Origin of the sequence: Campylobacter concisus (genome assembly GCF_050447445.1) — a bacterium.
GTDB classification, from domain to species: domain Bacteria; phylum Campylobacterota; class Campylobacteria; order Campylobacterales; family Campylobacteraceae; genus Campylobacter_A; species Campylobacter_A concisus_BI.
The window spans coordinates 462,412-480,000 of record NZ_JALMFW010000001.1; the positions used below are offsets into that span (position 1 = coordinate 462,412).

The following is a 17,589-nucleotide window of genomic DNA, read 5'->3' on the forward strand; positions in this document are numbered from 1 at the left end:
CTCCTTAAAATAATTGTGTAATACTATACCAAAATTTTGCAAAAGCATTTGGCTTTTTTTCTTGTTTGCTAATATCTGCAATATTGGCAAGCTCTTCTTTATTTTTTGATTTATTTGCTATTTCTAATTCAAAATCTTTATCAGAAAAACTATCCTCTTTTTCATTTGGATCCTGCACCTCTTGTCCAAAATTTTGTACGTTTTCTTCTTCTACAAAAACATTTCTAAAATTTGCTTTCGGTTTTGAGGCTATTTCCCCTTGGTATCTCATTTTTTTCTCAGAATCAATCTCGTATGGGCTAAAGTTGCCAGCACCATACAAACAAAGCCCTATAGCACAAGAATTTGCTGGATCTCTTAAAATTTCAAATAATCCATCCATTTCTTTTGGTTTTGCTATACGAACCGGCATTTTGTCAAATATCGCAGATGCAAGATCTCTAATACCTTCTAGCTTAGTCATACCGCCAGTAAGTATTATTCCAGCACCAATGCTATCTTTATAGCCGCTATCTTCTAGCATTTTAGCAAGTACCATAAGGGTTTCTTCTGCTCTGGCATATATAACATTTGATATTATGTCCAGTGAAACTTCGTGGCTTTTTGTTTCATCTCCAAGGATCGGAAGCTCTATCAGATCAACTGACTTATTTATTAAAGCACCATAACCTAATTTTATCTCTTCTGCCTTTGGAAGAGGTGTATGCAGAGCCATAGAAAGATCATTTGTAATGTTTGCTGAGCCAACAGGTAAAAATTCATTGTATCTTATAGAATTTCCAGAATGTACCACAAGATTACAAGTAGCACCACCCATATCAACAAGTGCGGCACCAAGCTCTTTCTCATCTTTTGTTAATGTTGCTATTGCAGAAGCATATCCTGAAAGGACTATATTATCTAGTTGAACACCTGCTAAATTTACGGCTTTTCTCAGGTTGCTAATAGATGACTTTTGTACCGTAACAATATGTGTTTGTACTTCTAGTCTACTACCGTTCATACCTATTGGATCTTCAATATGTTCTTGTCCATCTACTTTAAAATTATAAGGAAGAACATGTAGTTTTTCATATTCATGAGGTATATCAGCCGTATGATCGGCCATTTGCATAGCACGCTCAATCTCTTTTATGCCTATTTCATGATTTGGTATATTTACTACACCGCTACTGTCAACGCTTTTTGTATACGCACCAGAAATAGAAACTATGACTTTTTCATAGCGTGTTCCTGCAACTCTTTGTGCTTCTATTAATGCATTTTTTATAGACTTTGCAGCTTGCTCTATATTGGTTATAACACCTTTTCTTATTCCCTGCGTTTTTTCAGTTCCAATTCCAATTATCTTAATACCATTTTCATCATGTTGTGCTATTACTGCACAAATCTGGAAAGAGCCGATATCTATACCTAAAATTTTTGTACTCAAGATAAATTACCTTTTGATATATTCTTTAATTTCATAGTATTTTTTTAGTTTGTTTGTTAAATCTTTTATTAACTCATTATTTTTAAGCATTGTAACGTTTTGCTGTGTTATTTGCTTATAGTTATTATCTATATTATCTACAAGCAACCTTTGTTCCAAAATATCGTATATAACGGCCTTATCTTCTAATATAACATAATCTTTTTTATTGTTAGTTTCAAAAAGTTGAGAAACAAAAGCTCTAGTTTCGCTTTCATTTAGTCCTGAGATAGAGCTATTTATATCTCTACTGATAAAGCCTATATTAGTTCCTTTGAAATTTTGTAAAGACTCTTTTGCCATAGTTATTAAGTTTTCTTTTTTCTTTTTATCTTTGTAAATTTCAAGTACCATTGCTTTTGCTTGCTCAAAACTCATAGGTTGTGGAGGAGTTATGCTTTTTACCCTAACTATCAAATATCCATCTTTATATGTAAACGGTTTTATCACCTCACCAACTTTTGCCCCTTTTATTTCATCGAGTGAGAATGTCGCATTATCTTCATTTATACTAACAAATTCATTTGTTGCAAGCTCAGCTTTTTTGATAGAGGTATATTTTTTTAAAGCATCGGTCTTGCTTTTCTCAATATTGTAGTCTTTAATAACTTCAGTCTTTACTTCGTCAAATGATTTGATTTTATCATCAGAGCCTTTATATCTCTCCTTGTTTTCGTTATAGTAGTCACTCAAAGTAGTTTGATTTACATCATTTTTGTTTGACTCTATAAAGTATGTTTCAAGACCGTATATAGTCTTTGTCATATAGTTGTTTTTATTTGTTTCCCAAAGATCCTTTAGCTCTTTTTCATCTATTTTTATATCACTTTGATTAGCATTTATTATCTGTATTGCTAATTTGTCTTGCATAAAAAAGCTTGCTTCCATCATTGCAATGTCTTCTTTGTTGGCTGGTAAATTTAAAATAGTTCTAAGTTTATCAAGTAGTATTGTTAGTTTTAAATTTTCTTCAAAATCAGTTGGATTTATTCTAGCTCTTCTTAAAATATCGTAGTATAAATTTTTATCAAAAGCACCATCTTTTTGAAATGTTTGATCAGCGATTATATATTTTAAAATATCATCTTTGCTAACACTAAGACCTATATCGTCTGCAAAATTTAATAGTAAATTCTCTTGAATTGTAGCCTGAAGTGCAGCATTTTGTAATCCTAACTCATTAGCCTTTTCTTGCGTTAATTTACCATCAAAAAGGTTATTGTAGTATTGATACAAACTATCGTATTTTTGTTGCAGTTCTTGAATGCTTATATTTCTGTGTCCTACTTTTGCTACTGAAGTGGCTCGATTGCTGTTTAAATCATATGCTCCCCAGCCTACAAAGCCTGCTCCAACAAAGGCTATTGTACTTACCCAAATGGTAACAACTAGGTATTTTTTATGTTTTTGCATCCAAGACAACATTAAATTTTCCTTTAAAAGACTAACGAAATTTGTATGATATATTATATAAAATTGCCTTAAATAAGCTTAAAATAGGGGCTTTAAAAATACCTTTGTAAAGAATTCTGCTAACAATTTTTTAGTATTGTTAGCAAAATTTTTAAATACTATAATCGCTATAACCACTAGTTAAATGAAGCAATTTGCAGCTATTTTCTAGTAAAGCTATCTCTTTTGCAAGAAGCTGAGGGCTTCTACTGTATGCGTAAATACCATATCCTTTAACGATAATAATGTTTGTGTTTTTTTCTAGCATATATCTATAAATTTCAGTTTCTGCACGTTCATACCAGTCATCATATTGTTTTGGATCATAGACTGAAATTTTATCAAATCTCATATACCCAAAATAATCTTTCGGTACTATTTTTTCATGTTTCATTGCGTAGGCAGTTGCGTATGGTGGCATCGCGTAGCAAACAAATCTTGCCTCATTTATATTTTTATAAATATTTAAGTGTATATCAGCATCAAGACTAGCTTCATTCCAACGATAGTCTTTTTTTGATGAAAGAAGTGTCAAATCATCATCTTTTAAATTATCAAAAATGGCATTTTGTTTATTGATTATAAATTGATTTTTTTCGACTCTTGCCGAAATCGAGCCGTGAAAGACGCCAAAAAAATTCTTTCTAAACATAGAAAGTGATATCGTTTTTATCTCATTTATTGAGTGTTCTAGCTCCATTTTTTCTCCTACGTTTAAGCGATTATATTTAAGCTATCTTAAAATTTATGTAAAATTTTGTGTAATGATAGCTTTTTAAGTAAAATTTCGATAAATTTTCCACACTATTTACTATAAAGAGGCAGCGTTGCAAAGTCCACATATCAGTGTTTTACTTGATGAAGTTCTATCTTTTTTTAAAAATTTAAATGGAAATTTTATAGATTGCACGCTTGGATATGCCGGACATTCTAGTGCCATTTTATCTCAAAATGAAAATTTAAATTTAATTGCCTGTGATAGAGATAACGAAGCTATAAATTTTTCACTAAAAAAACTTGAGCCATTTGGTAGTAGGGTTAAAATTTATAAAAGTAACTTCTCTGAATTGACTAGCAAGCTAAGTCAAGAAGAAATTTTAAATGTTAGAGGAATTTTGGCTGACATTGGTGTTAGCTCGCTTCAGATAGATAAAGATGATAGGGGCTTTAATCTTGGCTCAAGCATGCTTGATATGCGTATGGACAAAGAGCGAAATTTTAGCGCATTTGACGTTGTAAATGATTACTCTTTTGACGAGTTGGTTAGAATTTTTAGAGATTATGGCGAGATAAAAAATGCTGCTGGGATTGCGAACAAGATTATAAATGCTAGAAATTTTGGCAAGATAACGAGTGCAAAAGAGCTTGCAAATTTAATAGGTACAGCCCAGATAAAAGGGCGCGGAGTTAGCCCTGCAATACTTGCCTTTCAAGCGATCAGGATAGAGGTAAATGGTGAGCTAGATGAGCTAACAAATTTACTTGATAGTATAGAAAAATGTGTGTTTAAAGATTGTCTTGTGGCGATTATTACATTTCACTCGCTTGAAGATAGGATCGTAAAAGAGCGCTTTAAAAGATGGGCGAATAGCTGTATCTGCCTACCTGGTGTTTATAGATGTGAATGCGGAAACAATCACGAACTAGGAGAAATTTTAACCAAAAAGCCACTAACAGCAAGCCAAAATGAGCTAAAGATAAACTCACGAAGCAAGAGCGCAAAACTTAGAGTTTTTAAGATAAAAGGATAAAAATGCAAGAAAAAGAAGAGCTATTGACGCTTCACGACGAGGAGCAAAAACGTGAGGTAAATTTAAGCTTTAAGACATTAGTGATGGTCTATTTAGCTGTTTTTATAGCTCTAGCTATATTTTTGCCAAAAATTTACATAGCAAATCAGATTTATTATATAAGTAGGGATATAGCCGACATCAGCGGTAAGCGAGATATGCTTTTAGAGGAAAATAGAGCTCTTAATATAAAGCTCGAAAATTTACGTTATAAAAATCAAATTTTAAACAATATGCAAGAGCGTCAATGGAAATAACTAAACATTTAAAGTTTTTTAAATTTTGGCGATTCAATTATATTGGCAAATAATATAGCTATTTTGTATATAACTGCACAAAAATAAAATTAGCTCAATAAACAAAGTCTAGCTTAACTTACTAATTAATTACCCTCTTTTTGAGAGATTAGCTTTTCATATATATATTGTTCTAAATCTTTTTTTGATATGTCGTTTTTTATAGCAGTATTATAAATTTCTTCGACCTTGCTTGAGTATTTTTCATAGCTAAAATAAGGAAAATGCACACTCCAAGCTTTCTTGATAAGATCGTGACTTATCTCTCTTCTTGCCCAAACTTTAAACATATCAAAGCCAATGAAAACGGCCGAAGTAACGACAGCAGTCGCTATTATAGATATGTGTGCGTCAGTTTTTGCTAAAAAATGATGCGTGATGATTAACAATGGAAATAAAATGACAAAACAGATAAGTGCGTAAATCTGATAGAGCTTGATGTGGTTAAATCTAAAATTTAACTTTGCTCCGTCTATTAGCATACCTTCGTTAAAAAGGGCATTTGCTTCAAGTAGATCCCTGAATAAAACTGGCTGTTTTGAAACAAAAAAAACGTTTTTTATGATTCTATCTTTTAAAGTTTCTTGCATTTTTTATAGACTTTTTACCTTTGAAATTTTGGTTCATTATATCTAAGAATCTATAAATTCAAACAAAATTAGATACAATTTGCCCAAAATTTAAGGAGCTAAAAATGGCAGATCAAGCTTTACAAACCGTCTTTTTAAATGGAGAATTTTTGCAAAAAGACGAGGCAAAAGTTAGTGCTTTTGATAGAGGATTTATATTTGGTGATGGAATTTATGAGGTTGTGCCTGTGATAAATTCAAAAATGGTTGATAAAGATGGATTTTGGGCGAGATTTGAAAGAAGCTTAAATGAAATAGATATAAGCCTGCCTTACGAAAAAGATAAATTTGAAGCGATCTTAAATGAGATGATCGCCAAAAATGCCTTAAAAGAGGGCGGAATTTACATGCAAGTAACAAGAGGCGTGGCGTTTAGAAATTTCTATTTTATGGAAAATTTAACCCCAAGCGTCTTCATCTTTTGCTACGAGAGTGAAATTTTAAACAACCCAGCTGCAAAAACTGGCATAAAAGTGGTAAGCGTCGAGGATATAAGGTGGAAAAGGCGCGACATAAAGTCGATCTCGCTTCTAGCTCAGTGCTACGCTAAAAATGAAGCTCACAAAAAAGGTGCAGACGAGGGCTTTATGGTGGAAAATGGCTTTGTGACAGAGGGCTGTAGCTCAAGTGCTTTTATCATCAAGGATAAAACTCTAATTACAAAACCACTTTCAAATGAAATTTTGCCAGGGATCCGCCGCATGAGACTTTTAAGGATTGCTAAAGATATCGGCCTTAAGATAGAGGAGCGAAAATTTAGCATGGATGAAGTTTATAGTGCTGATGAAGTCTTTATCTCGGCTGCGACGCTCATACTCTTACCAGTCGTTTATGCTGATGGCAAGGCGATAAACGGTGCAAAAGTAGGAGAAATTTCAAGCAAACTTCGTGAAATTTATGCTGGTGAACTTTTAAAAGAAGCCGGGCTTTGAGAGAAAAAATCTTAATAAGCGCTTGCCTGGTCGGCATAAATTGTAAATTTAACGGCGAAAATAATCTTTTAAATAAAGATGTTTTAGATGAAATTTCAAAGAGATTTCATCTGCTTTTTGTTTGTCCTGAAGTTTACGGTGGACTTAGCACGCCGAGGGAGCCGGCTGAGATGAAAAATGGTGTGGTTGTTTGTAAATTTTCAGGCAAAGATGTGAGTGAAAATTTCAAAAATGGAGCAGAAATTTGCCTAAGGATAGCCAAATTAAATGGTTGCAAAAAGGCTATTTTAAAATCAAAAAGTCCAAGTTGTGGAAGTGGGCAAATTTATGATGGAAGCTTTAGTAAGAGGCTTATTTCAGGTGATGGCATCACAGCAAAACTGCTAAAAGAAAATGAAATTTTGGTTTACAGCGAAGATGAGATAGTGGGGCTTGATGTTTGATAGGCTAAAAGACAACATTATACTTGAGGTGATTTTTAAGTACATCATCTTGTTGTTGCTTTTTATCTGTGTGATCGGTCTTTTTATGAGCGGCGTTCTTTTCTTAAATGGGGAGATGAGTGAAAATTCGCTAAATTTACACATTTTCTTCGGCTTTAGTTTGGTTGTTTTGACGATTATTCATAGTTATGTTAAAAAGAAAAAGTTAAAGAAGCTAAGCCTTGAGTTTAAAAATATTTTAAATCACAAGCCAGTGCAGATGGACTGCAATACAACCAGGTTTTTAAATGCTTTAAATGATGTAAAGGTGGGCGAACTTTCAAAGAAATTTGGCTCTGATATTGTAGAAATTTTAAGGTCAAATGACATAAAAGTAAAAAGCGAGAATGAGACGATGAAACAAATTTGTAAAAACAACGATGAAAAGATGTTTTATATTTTTGTTTTAATTGTAGAAGATATTTTTAAGGATAAGGAAAAAATTTGAAAAAAGGTATATTTTTAGCGTTTAGTGTTGCTTTGTTTTTGGGATGTTCGCAGACCCAGCCAAAGCCAAGTGTGCAAAATCCTTTACCAGATGAAAATGTATATAAGCCAAATGAACGCATTAGTTTGCTTGATTTTGAAATGAAGCAAGATGCCTCGTCGCTACCGCAAAATATGCAAAGTGCAAGCTTTGACCAAGAAGAAATTTTAAAAAGAAGGTTTAAGGTTTTTACATTAAGGGGCGTAAAATTTAATCCAAACGATGTCTTTTGGGCATTTAATATATATAAACCAAGTGAAAAGAGAAAGTATTTTGGCTCAAATTTTAGACAGGTACCTCAAAGCTGGTTTGACACACAAAAGGAAAATGCAAATTTTTCAGCTCTTTCAAGCATCTCTGCTTATGCTCTAACTTCGGCAAACACAGCTTTAAGAAATTTTCCAACCGATGAGCCGATATTTTTAAATCCGCAAACTCCAGGTGAGGGCTATCCGTTTGATTATCTGCAAGAATCAACACTAAGCATCGCTCATCCACTTTTTGTCTCACATCTTTCTAAAGACAGGGCTTGGGCGTTCGTTAGTGATGATGCGGTTTGGGGCTGGGTAAAGATAGAGGATATAAAATTTATAAGCGATGATGAGGCAAATGCCTATCAAAAGTCAAGTTTTGTGACCATAAAAACGGATAAGATACCAGTTTATGACAAGGCTGGAAATTTCTTGTTTTATTCAAGAGTTGGAGCGATACTGCCTGTTTTGGCGCAGGATAGTAAAAACTACTACGGAAAAATTTATGTAAGAAATCTCTTGAGAGAATTTGTGTTGCCAAAGTCTGTTGGCGCTCTTTTTCCTCTTAAATTTAATGACTCAAATCTAAAAACACTTATTAGCTCTCTTCTTACTCAGCCTTATGGTTGGGGTGGGGTTGATAAGCTAAGGGATTGCTCGCTTTTTACCAAAGATTTGCTAGCAAGTTTTGGTGTGTGGTTGCCCAGAAACTCAAGAGCTCAAGCAAATATGGGACAAAAATTTGATCTAAAAGGACTTAGTAACGCTGCTAAGACAAAAGAGATAAAAGAAAAGGGCGTGCCATATCTTACGCTTGTGCATCTGCCAGGACATATCATGCTTTACGCTGGATACAAGGGCGATGATATATATGTGGTGCATGATGCTTGGGGGCTAAAAACTGAAAATAACGGCAGAGCATTAATCGGTGCTACGGCTGTAACTACGTTAAACATCGGACAAAGCAGAAGCGATATACAAAACTCAAATTTGCTCATTTCAAAGGTCGATTCTATAAATGTGATAAAGCCAGAAAATGTAATAAGCGATAAAGCTAGAAAAATTTCAGCTTTGCAAAGGGCTTATGGTGTTAAGGTTGAGGATAATCTGGTCAAATTTGGCGATGGAACAATATTTGTCTATGATGACTTTAAACAAAAAGATGATGAGTGTAGCACTGGGGCCGATATAGAGGATATGAATGCGCTTGATTACGCTGCATTTTCGCCGCTTAGCACCGCATTAAGTGATGCTGGCAGATGTAGAAATTATGAGTTTTTAGGCAAAATTTATGGCTCAAGCGAGAGCGAGGTAAAAGCAAATTTAGTAAATGTCATCTGGCTAAAGGACTTTTTAAATTTGCCTTTGAAATTTAACTCTAAAAATGGAGCCGCAGCCGCCTTACAAGACATAAGCAATGAGCTAAACGATATGGTAAAAAGTGATGCGAGCTTGCTTGAGTATTTAAAAGATCCAGGTGGGACATTTAAATGGCGCATCATCGCTGGCACAAACCGTTTGAGTCCGCACAGTTACGGCATTGCGATCGATATAAATGTAAAAAAGAGCCACTACTGGCAGTGGAGTAGTGGCTACCAAAACCTCATCCCTGAAAAGATAGTGCGTGTTTTTGAAAAACATAAATTTATCTGGGGCGGACGCTGGAAGCACTTTGATACGATGCACTTTGAGTATCGCCCAGAGATGTTTGAGTAGATGCTAGAGCAAATTTTAGAAATTTTATCTCGCTCAAACGTCTTTTTAACTGGTGGTGGAGGCGTTGGCAAGAGCTATCTAACAGCCTCTGTCATCAGGCATTACAAAGAAAATTTTAAAAACGTCATCATTCTTGGCTCAACTGGCATAAGTGCCGTTAGCCTTGGAGGAGTTAGTTTGCATAGCTTTTTTAAATTTGGCTACTGCAAGGACTACGAGGAGCTAAGGCGCTTTGACTATCATCAAAAAGATAAACTAAGCAAGCTAAGAAATATGCTTGATGCATGTGATCTGCTTGTAATTGATGAAATTTCAATGGTGAGCTCAGATTTAATGGAGATGATAAGATACCGACTACTTACTTCCAAATTTAAAGGCAGGGTGCTTATAGTGGGCGATTTTTATCAGCTTCCACCAGTGCAAAAGGAGCAAAACGAAAATAGGCTTTTTAATTTTTTATACGCTTTTAACTCCAGTGCGTGGGAGGATATGAAATTTACAAATGTCGAACTTCTCATCTCAAAACGCACAAATGATCTTAAATTTTATGAGATTCTCTCTAGGCTGCGAGTAGGCGAGCTAGATGATGAAATAATGAGCTATATAGAGAGTTTAAGAGTGTCCAAGATAGAGCCAGATGATGATACGAGTGTGCTTTTTGGCAGAAATGCCGAGGCTGAAATGCTAAATCAAAAAAGGCTTTCAGAACTTGACACACCACTTGAAATTTCAAACTCAGATGTGAGCATTTTGGATGAAAATTTAGATAAAAAAGAGTTTGAAAAATGGGCAAATACGCTAAATATCTCAAGGGATTTGGAGATGAAGATAGGCGCTAAGATTATCTTTACGTCAAATAAATGGGGCGAATATTACAACGGAGAGCAAGGCAAGATCATGCAAATTTTAAAAGAAAATGGCATCATCTCAAGCGTGATCGTGAAAAAAGATAGCGGCGAAATTTGTGAGATAGAAAAAGCTGCTTATATGTTTAGTGCGTTAAATTTAAACGAAGATGAGATCAAAGAAAATGTGCAAGCCTCGCTTTTTCAGTTTCCATTTAAGCTTGCTTACGCTCTAACCATCCACAAATCTCAAGGAATGAGCATAAACTCGCTCATTTGCAATATCAACAACATTTTTGCCAAAGGACAACTCTATGTCGCACTTTCTCGCGCGGTAAGTCCTAAAAATTTAAAACTTTTTTATGATAAAAAAAGTGATTTTAGGCAGCATTTAAGAAAAGTGGTTAAAATTGACGACGAAGTTAAGAAATTTTACCAAGAAAACGTATTTTTGCATATTAAGGAGAATTTATGAAAAAGCTATTTTTAAGCCTTACTTTTTGTATTTTTGCATTTGCAGACGTACTAAAAGTAAGAGATTTTCAAACAGATATCTACTCAAAAGCTGGACAAAATTTAACAAAAAAGATAAATATGAACCTTGAAGTCGTTGGACGTGATGTTGAAGAAAATGAAGCGTATGTGCTTGATGCTTTAAACATAATAGTTGGTAGCTTTTACGTGGAAGATATTTTAACCTCAATGGGAAAAGAGAAATTTAAAGAGCTTTTCATAAAATACGCAGCCAAAAAGCACTCTCTTGATATCGATGATGTGCTTATCTTAAATATAAAAGTGATAAATAATCTTGAACTAAGCGAGATCATAAAAGCAATAAAAAGCCAAAATTTATGCTCCGATCCAAGTGTTAATGAAGAGATTGTAACAAAACCAGAAAAGAAGAAAAAGGGCAATGAGATCATCATCTCGCCAGATCCAAATGATGTAGTTCAAAAGCCTATCGATCTAAATAACGTTCAAGAATTTGGAAAAGATTTTGGAGAGAAGTGAATAAATTTGGCTAAAGTTAGCCAAATTTATTGATTTACGATGTCGTAACCTTGAGGAATGACAGGAGTTAGCGTCTCTTGTGGTATGAGCGCGTCTTTTACTGGGTTGCTTAGAGTTATTTTTATCTTATTTGAAAGTTTATCTTTATAGTCAATCGTCGTTGGAAGCGTGTTTTTAATAGTTATAAAGTATTCAACTCCGTCATATATTGCTTTGTAAAGTGTTGGTTGAATTTGCTCCGCATGAGCTAAAATTTGCGTCAAATTTGGCGTATCATCAAGCTTTGAAATGATGGCTTGCTCAAGCTCGTCCTCAATCACGATCACACGTTCTTTGTTAAAATAAATTCTCTTTGGTGTTGGACTTTCATATATCCAAAGTGCAGTATTGTCATTTTTTGCGTAAAATCTACCCTTGTAATTTATGCTTTTGCCTTCGCTAAAAACAGTTTGCGTAAAGTCACTTTGCAGGCTTTTGAAATTTAAGCCAGCACCAAATGAGCAAACTGCGATGAGAGATGCAACTAGAAATTTTCTCATTTTTTATCCTTTTTTGGCGTATTCTAGCCCAGTTTAATTAAATAAATAGTTAAACTATGCTAAGATCCAAAGTTTAAAAATTTAGGAAGGTAAAATAATGATTTCATCGGTATTTAGAAAGATTTTTGGCACCAAAAACGATAGAGAAGTCAAAAAATATATAAAACGTGTGGCGCAGATAAACGCGCTAGAACCAACTTATGAAAAGATGAGCGACGATGAGCTTAAGATAAAATTTAACGAGCTTAAATCCCAAGTCGTCGAAGAAAAAGTCACTTTAGATGAAATTTTAAATGATGTTTTTGCGATCGTTAGAGAAGCTAGCAAAAGGGTGCTTAAGATGCGCCATTTTGACGTGCAGCTAATAGGCGGCATGGTGCTAAACGAGGGCAGGATCGCTGAGATGAAAACGGGCGAGGGTAAGACCTTGGTGGCGACTTTACCAGTTATATTAAACGCGATGAGTGGCAAAGGTGTGCACGTAGTGACCGTGAACGACTACCTTGCAAAGCGTGACGCTACGCAAATGGGCGAGCTTTATAACTTTTTAGGCTTAAGCGTAGATGTGATACTAAGCGGTGGATACGATGATGAAGTAAGACAAGCTGCGTATAACGCGGACATAACATACGGCACAAACTCAGAATTTGGCTTTGACTACCTGCGTGATAATATGAAATTTGAAGCTAGCCAAAAGGTGCAAAGAGGCCATAACTTCGTTATCGTAGATGAGGTCGATAGCATCTTGATAGATGAAGCTAGAACGCCACTTATCATCTCTGGCCCAACAAACCGTACGCTCGATGGCTATATAAGAGCTGATCAGGTCGCTAAACAGCTTACCAGAGGCACTCCAGCTGATCCAAACGTGCCAGGCTCAAAGCCAACTGGCGACTTTATAGTAGATGAAAAAAATAGAACGATAATGATCACAGAAGCTGGCATAAGCAAGGCTGAAAAGCTCTTTGGGGTTGAAAATTTATACAACCTTGAAAATGCCGTGCTAAGCCACCACTTAGATCAAGCTCTAAAGGCGCACAATCTCTTTGAAAAAGATGTTCATTACGTTGTAAAAGATGGCGAGGTTGTCATCGTTGATGAATTTACAGGACGTCTAAGCGAGGGCAGGCGCTTTAGCGAGGGACTTCACCAAGCACTTGAGGCAAAAGAGGGCGTGAAAATTCAAGAAGAGAGCCAAACTCTTGCCGATACGACCTACCAAAACTACTTTAGGATGTATAAAAAGCTTGCAGGTATGACTGGTACGGCTCAGACAGAGGCTACTGAGTTTTCTCAAATTTATAATCTTGAAGTTATCTCGATCCCAACAAACGTGCCAGTTAAGAGGATCGATCAAAACGACCTTATCTATAAAACTCAAAATGAGAAATTTAAAGCTGTCATCGACGAGATCAAAAAAGCCCATGAAAAAGGTCAGCCAGTGCTTGTGGGAACTGCAAGTATCGAGCGTAGTGAGGTGCTTCATGAGATGCTTAAAAAAGCTGGCATCCCACACTCTGTGCTAAATGCTAAAAACCACGAAAAAGAGGCTGAAATCATCGCGCAAGCTGGTGTAAAAGGCGCTGTGACTATCGCTACAAACATGGCTGGACGTGGTGTTGATATCAGGATCGATGATGAGGTTAGAAATTTAGGCGGTCTATATATCATCGGTACCGAAAGGCACGAGAGTAGAAGGATAGATAATCAGCTTCGTGGCCGTGCTGGACGTCAGGGCGATCCTGGCATGAGTAGATTTTATCTAAGTCTTGAAGATAATCTTTTAAGAATTTTTGGTAGCGACCGCATAAAGGCGATCATGGATAGGCTTGGTATCGACGAGGGCGAGAGTATCGAGAGTCGCATGGTGACAAGAGCTGTTGAAAATGCCCAAAAGAAAGTTGAGAGCTTGCACTTTGAGGCTAGAAAGCACTTACTTGAGTATGACGACGTGGCAAATGAGCAAAGAAAGACTATCTACAAATACCGCGATGAACTACTTGATAAAAACTATGATATGAGCGAAAAGATAGCTCAAAATAGAAAAGAGTATGCTGCAAATTTACTTGACACAGCTGAAATTTTCCATGGCGGCTTGAAAGATGACTTTGATATTAAAAATTTATGCTCTATCATCCTTGCAGACTGCGGTGAAGAGATAGACGAGAGTGAGTTAAAAGGTCTAGAGTATGATGAGCTAATAGAAAAGCTTGCACAAATTTTTGAAGTAAGATATAACGAAAAAATGAGCGTGCTAAATGAAGATCAAAGAAAAGAGATAGAGAAAATTTTATACCTTCAAGTGCTTGATAATGCGTGGAGAGAGCATCTTTATCAGATGGATATTCTAAAAACTGGTATCGGGCTTAGAGGGTATAACCAAAAAGATCCGCTTGTGGAGTATAAAAAAGAGAGCTACAACCTCTTTATGGAGCTAGTTAGCAGGCTAAAAAGTGAGAGTGTTAAGACGCTTCAGGTTGTTAGATTTAAGAGCCGTGAGGAGCAAGAAGAGCAAGCTAGAATGATGCTTGAAGCTAGTCAAAATGCTGAAAATGAAAATTTAAGCTACAACAACCAAGGCGAGGATGATAAATTTACGCCTGAAAAAAAGATACCAAGAAACGCTCCATGCCCTTGTGGAAGCGGTAAAAAATATAAAGATTGCCACGGAAAAAGTGGCCCTAAAAAAGGCATATTTGCTTAAAATTTCTACTTTTAAGGCGCCAAAAGCGCCTTAATCTTTTAAAGGCTATTTGATGACAAGCTTACCAAAGTACCTACTTTTTAAATATTTAAGATTTGATAAAACTCAGCCATTTATCACTCTAAGCGCCTTGCTCGCCTTTCTTGGTGTTAGCATAGGACTTATGGTCTTAATCGTTGCTATGGCTATTATGAATGGGTTTGACAAAGAATTTGAGCGTAAACTTTTTACGATGAACTATCCAATAACCGTTCAAAGTGCCTTTAAAGGCTCCATTGATGATAGCTTTGTGGATGAGCTAAAGGCTAAATTTAGCGATCTTAAATTTAGTCCATATATCAGCACGCAGGTCATTTACCGCTCGGCAAATGCGCTTGAGGGCGGACTGGTTTATGGCGTAAATTTTAAAGATGAAAAGCAGATAAACTCAGTCGTAAACGAGGCTTTAAAAGAAAAAGAGCTAAGCGGCTTTGAGATACTTGTGGGAAGTGGCATAATGAGCGAGTTTAGACTAAGAAACGATGAGAAATTAACGCTTATCTTTACAAAGGCTGACCCAGCTGGCTTTTCACTAACGCCAAAGATGAAGCGATTTGATATCGGCGCTTCATTTACATCTGGGCTAATCGCCTATGACAAGGCATTTTCATACACTTCAGTTGATGCTTTGAGGAAAATTTTAGACTATCCAAAGGGCGTTTATGATGGAATTCACATCTTTTCAAGTAGGCCATTTGATGATATAAAAAGAGTGCGTGAAGGCCTGCCAACTGGTACGGTTGCTATTGGCTGGTGGGAGCAAAATGGCAATTTTTTCTCGGCACTTGCACTTGAAAAAAGAGCACTTTTTATCGTTTTGATGCTAATCATCCTTGTGGCGTCACTAAATATCATAAGCTCGCTACTAATGACAGTGATGAACCGCAGGCAGGAGATCGCCTTGCTTTTAGCGCTTGGAGCCAGTAAAAGCGAGATAAAAAGAAGCTTTTTCTATCAAGGACTAGTAATCGGGGGCGGTGGCATTATATTTGGCTTAGCGCTTGGCTTTTTAGGGCTATTTTTACTTGGAAATTTCAACATCATAGATTTGCCAGCTGATGTTTATGGCTCAAGCAAACTGCCACTTGAACTCTCAACGATAGATCTTGTGCTTATCGTAGTTGGAGCTGTGTTTATCGTGGCTATCTCGTCTTACTATCCAGCCAAAAAAGCCACAGAAGTAAATGTGCTTCAAACTTTAAGAAATGAGTAGAGCCTAGAGATTTAGGCTTACTCATTGCTTGTAAAAGTTATTTTTAAAAAATTATTTTAAAACTAGCATAAACTCGTAAAAATTCTAGGATAAATTTATACTTTTACGCTCTTATATCATGATCGATTTTGCATTGAAGAGCCTCGTGTACGAGTGTTTTTGCCATGACACGCTCTTCGTTTATTAGGTGAAAATTTTTACCTAGCTCACCAAAGATATCTTTATTACCCTCACCATTTATTTTTATTATAGTTTGGGTATTTACGCCGTAGTCTTTTATCTTTTGCGCGATGAGCTCCACCCTTTGCTCATTATTAACAGTTATAATAACAGCGGCCGCATCGCTTAGGCAGGCATTTTCAAGTGTGTGGCTTTGAAGAACGTTACCTAAAAATACATTTTCCCCGCGGCTCCTACCAAGCTCAACTAGACTAATATCATTATCAAGCACAAGATATAAAAGCTTTGTCTCTTTTAGTCTTAAAACGACTTCTTGTCCAAGTCTCTCATAGCCAAAAACCACGATGTGATTTTTTATTTTTTGCGGCTTTAGAGTTTCATTTGGTTCAACAACGATCTCACGTTCTATGAGGTCTGCTATCGCGTCTAGTTTTTTAAGTATAAAAGGTGTAGCAAACATCGACACAACTGAGGCTGCGATAAAAATTTGAGCAGTTTGTATATCAAGTAAATTTCTAGTAGTCATTAGTCCAAAAACAGCTAGTGCAAATTCGCCTATTTGACAAACACTAAGTGCGGTTTTTGCAGCAACTCTTCGCTTTAAATAGATGTTTAAGATAGCAAAAACAATAACCGCTTTTATCACCATGACACTAAATACTAGGCCAAGAACAAGCCAGATGTTTGAGATAACGACAGCAAAATTTATCTGCATACCAACGGTTATAAAAAATAGCCCAAGAAGTAGATCTCTAAAAGGTATGAGATCAACTTCGATTTGGTGTTTATACTGTGTCTCTGCCATCATCATACCGGCCAAAAATGCACCCAAAGAGTATGAGAAGCCAAAGAAGTGAGCTAATGTGCTAGAGCCAACGACCATAAATAAAATCGTAGCTATAAAAACCTCTTGCGAATTTGTTTGAATAACTTTATAAAATATCCAGTTGATGACATATTTACCAAGTAAAAATAGCACAACAATAAGAATAATCGCACTTGTAAATGTCTTTAGTAAAAGCTCATTTATTGAAGCATCTTGCGAGCTAAACATATCTATCATAAGTAAAATAGGAATGACGGCAATATCTTGGAATAGTAAAATTCCAAGTGCTTTTCTGCCGTAAATTTTACTCACATCGCCACTATCATTTAGCGTCTTTAGCACGATCGCAGTTGATGAGAGTGCAAGCGCAAGACCTGCAATAAGTGCCGTTTCGTCTTTTAAGTGAAGGGCATAATAAAGCATCACACCCATTATAAAGCCACTTAAACAAACCTGTAAGCCGCCATTTAAAAAGACCTCTTTTTTCATGCCCATTAAGTGTTTAAAGCTAAACTCAAGCCCAATGGTAAACATCAAAAATGCGATACCAAATTCCGCGATATGAGAAATTTCATCATTGCTTTTTAGGTTGAAAAATTCTGATATAAGCGTACCTGTTACGATGTAGCCGATAATGGTTGGTATCTGAAATTTTTTAAAAATGACGTTTAATGCGACTGAGATCGCTGCGACAAGCAAGAAACCTTCTAAAATTTGTTCCATAAA

At 35.8% G+C, this 17,589-nt stretch carries 15 protein-coding genes and 2 pseudogenes; 11 read left to right on the top strand and 6 right to left on the bottom strand.

All coding sequences use genetic code 11. From position 1 onward, the window contains the following. Nucleotides 1-4: 4 nt before the first annotated feature. The 3 genes from ftsA to MTT30_RS02405 all read right to left on the bottom strand — a co-directional run bounded on the left by ftsA (nucleotide 5) and on the right by MTT30_RS02405 (nucleotide 3,623). Entirely contained in the window at nucleotides 5-1,432 is a 1,428-nt protein-coding gene (ftsA, locus tag MTT30_RS02395; protein WP_021090773.1) for a cell division protein FtsA, read from the bottom strand. Between the two features lie 6 nt (nucleotides 1,433-1,438). Further along, entirely contained in the window at nucleotides 1,439-2,896 is a 1,458-nt protein-coding gene (locus MTT30_RS02400; protein ID WP_429800858.1) for a peptidylprolyl isomerase, read from the bottom strand. A 139-nt stretch (nucleotides 2,897-3,035) separates the two neighbouring features. Beyond that, complete coding sequence (locus tag MTT30_RS02405) at nucleotides 3,036-3,623, bottom strand: class II aldolase and adducin N-terminal domain-containing protein (RefSeq protein WP_084108231.1); 588 nt, start codon at nucleotides 3,621-3,623, stop codon at nucleotides 3,036-3,038. A 127-nt stretch (nucleotides 3,624-3,750) separates the two neighbouring features. Between MTT30_RS02405 and rsmH the strand changes: the two genes are divergently transcribed. Both rsmH and MTT30_RS02415 read left to right on the top strand, forming a co-directional pair. Next, a complete protein-coding gene (gene rsmH / locus MTT30_RS02410) occupies nucleotides 3,751-4,674 on the top strand; it encodes a 16S rRNA (cytosine(1402)-N(4))-methyltransferase RsmH (protein ID WP_429800859.1) in 924 nt (307 codons plus the stop codon). Between the two features lie 2 nt (nucleotides 4,675-4,676). Then, on the top strand, nucleotides 4,677-4,970 hold the full coding sequence (locus MTT30_RS02415) for a hypothetical protein (protein WP_021090986.1): 294 nt from the start codon (nucleotides 4,677-4,679) through the stop codon (nucleotides 4,968-4,970). Nucleotides 4,971-5,095: 125 nt separating this feature from the next. Here the strand turns inward: MTT30_RS02415 and MTT30_RS02420 are convergent, their stop codons facing one another. Further along, nucleotides 5,096-5,599 carry a hypothetical protein gene (locus tag MTT30_RS02420; protein WP_148790021.1) on the bottom strand — a complete coding sequence of 168 codons (504 nt, stop codon included), beginning with the start codon at nucleotides 5,597-5,599 and terminating at the stop codon, nucleotides 5,096-5,098. A 104-nt stretch (nucleotides 5,600-5,703) separates the two neighbouring features. Here MTT30_RS02420 and MTT30_RS02425 point away from each other — a divergent pair, with 104 nt between their 5' ends. The 6 genes from MTT30_RS02425 to MTT30_RS02450 are packed head-to-tail and all read left to right on the top strand — an operon-like array spanning nucleotide 5,704 to nucleotide 11,362. Next, entirely contained in the window at nucleotides 5,704-6,570 is an 867-nt protein-coding gene (locus tag MTT30_RS02425) for a D-amino acid aminotransferase (RefSeq protein ID WP_429800860.1), read from the top strand. After that, a complete protein-coding gene (locus MTT30_RS02430) occupies nucleotides 6,567-7,013 on the top strand; it encodes a DUF523 domain-containing protein (RefSeq protein WP_429800861.1) in 447 nt (148 codons plus the stop codon). The genes MTT30_RS02425 and MTT30_RS02430 overlap by 4 nt, the downstream gene beginning before the upstream one ends. After that, on the top strand, nucleotides 7,006-7,500 hold the full coding sequence (locus tag MTT30_RS02435; RefSeq protein WP_429800862.1) for a chemotaxis protein: 495 nt from the start codon (nucleotides 7,006-7,008) through the stop codon (nucleotides 7,498-7,500). Before MTT30_RS02430 ends, MTT30_RS02435 begins: the two co-directional genes overlap by 8 nt. Further along, nucleotides 7,497-9,506, top strand: coding sequence for an SH3 domain-containing protein (locus tag MTT30_RS02440; RefSeq protein ID WP_429800863.1), 2,010 nt, complete (start codon nucleotides 7,497-7,499; stop codon nucleotides 9,504-9,506). The genes MTT30_RS02435 and MTT30_RS02440 overlap by 4 nt, the downstream gene beginning before the upstream one ends. Then, nucleotides 9,507-10,826 carry an ATP-dependent DNA helicase gene (locus MTT30_RS02445; RefSeq protein WP_429800864.1) on the top strand — a complete coding sequence of 440 codons (1,320 nt, stop codon included), beginning with the start codon at nucleotides 9,507-9,509 and terminating at the stop codon, nucleotides 10,824-10,826. Then, complete coding sequence (locus MTT30_RS02450) at nucleotides 10,823-11,362, top strand: hypothetical protein (RefSeq protein WP_054196480.1); 540 nt, start codon at nucleotides 10,823-10,825, stop codon at nucleotides 11,360-11,362. The genes MTT30_RS02445 and MTT30_RS02450 overlap by 4 nt, the downstream gene beginning before the upstream one ends. A 26-nt stretch (nucleotides 11,363-11,388) precedes the next feature. On the opposite strand, the gene lolA is transcribed toward MTT30_RS02450, so the two are convergent. After that, the gene (gene lolA, locus MTT30_RS02455; protein ID WP_103560261.1) at nucleotides 11,389-11,901 is read right to left on the bottom strand and encodes a LolA-like outer membrane lipoprotein chaperone; all 513 of its coding nucleotides are present in this window, start codon (nucleotides 11,899-11,901) and stop codon (nucleotides 11,389-11,391) included. 97 nt (nucleotides 11,902-11,998) lie between these two features. Between lolA and secA the strand changes: the two are divergent. From secA to MTT30_RS02470, 3 genes and pseudogenes are all read left to right on the top strand, one after another. After that, nucleotides 11,999-14,395, top strand: a pseudogene (secA, locus tag MTT30_RS02460) (preprotein translocase subunit SecA); the annotation flags it as partial. Nucleotides 14,396-14,503: 108 nt separating this feature from the next. After that, nucleotides 14,504-14,605 (top strand): annotated as a pseudogene (locus MTT30_RS02465) (SEC-C metal-binding domain-containing protein); the annotation flags it as partial. A gap of 52 nt (nucleotides 14,606-14,657) precedes the next feature. Further along, entirely contained in the window at nucleotides 14,658-15,857 is a 1,200-nt protein-coding gene (locus tag MTT30_RS02470; RefSeq protein WP_429800865.1) for an ABC transporter permease, read from the top strand. 103 nt (nucleotides 15,858-15,960) lie between these two features. Here MTT30_RS02470 and MTT30_RS02475 read toward each other — a convergent pair whose 3' ends face one another. Continuing rightward, a complete protein-coding gene (locus tag MTT30_RS02475; RefSeq protein WP_103619087.1) occupies nucleotides 15,961-17,586 on the bottom strand; it encodes a cation:proton antiporter in 1,626 nt (541 codons plus the stop codon). Nucleotides 17,587-17,589: the final 3 nt, after the last annotated feature.

Coding starts and splice junctions, on each gene's coding strand:
- MTT30_RS02400 (WP_429800858.1), bottom strand. CDS start 2,896: ATGTTGTCTTGGATGCAAAAACATAAAAAATACCTAGTTGTTACCATT.
- MTT30_RS02405 (WP_084108231.1), bottom strand. CDS start 3,623: ATGGAGCTAGAACACTCAATAAATGAGATAAAAACGATATCACTTTCT.
- MTT30_RS02415 (WP_021090986.1), top strand. CDS start 4,677: ATGCAAGAAAAAGAAGAGCTATTGACGCTTCACGACGAGGAGCAAAAA.
- MTT30_RS02420 (WP_148790021.1), bottom strand. CDS start 5,599: ATGCAAGAAACTTTAAAAGATAGAATCATAAAAAACGTTTTTTTTGTT.
- MTT30_RS02425 (WP_429800860.1), top strand. CDS start 5,704: ATGGCAGATCAAGCTTTACAAACCGTCTTTTTAAATGGAGAATTTTTG.
- MTT30_RS02435 (WP_429800862.1), top strand. CDS start 7,006: ATGTTTGATAGGCTAAAAGACAACATTATACTTGAGGTGATTTTTAAG.
- MTT30_RS02445 (WP_429800864.1), top strand. CDS start 9,507: ATGCTAGAGCAAATTTTAGAAATTTTATCTCGCTCAAACGTCTTTTTA.
- MTT30_RS02450 (WP_054196480.1), top strand. CDS start 10,823: ATGAAAAAGCTATTTTTAAGCCTTACTTTTTGTATTTTTGCATTTGCA.
- lolA (WP_103560261.1), bottom strand. CDS start 11,901: ATGAGAAAATTTCTAGTTGCATCTCTCATCGCAGTTTGCTCATTTGGT.
- MTT30_RS02470 (WP_429800865.1), top strand. CDS start 14,658: ATGACAAGCTTACCAAAGTACCTACTTTTTAAATATTTAAGATTTGAT.
- MTT30_RS02475 (WP_103619087.1), bottom strand. CDS start 17,586: ATGGAACAAATTTTAGAAGGTTTCTTGCTTGTCGCAGCGATCTCAGTC.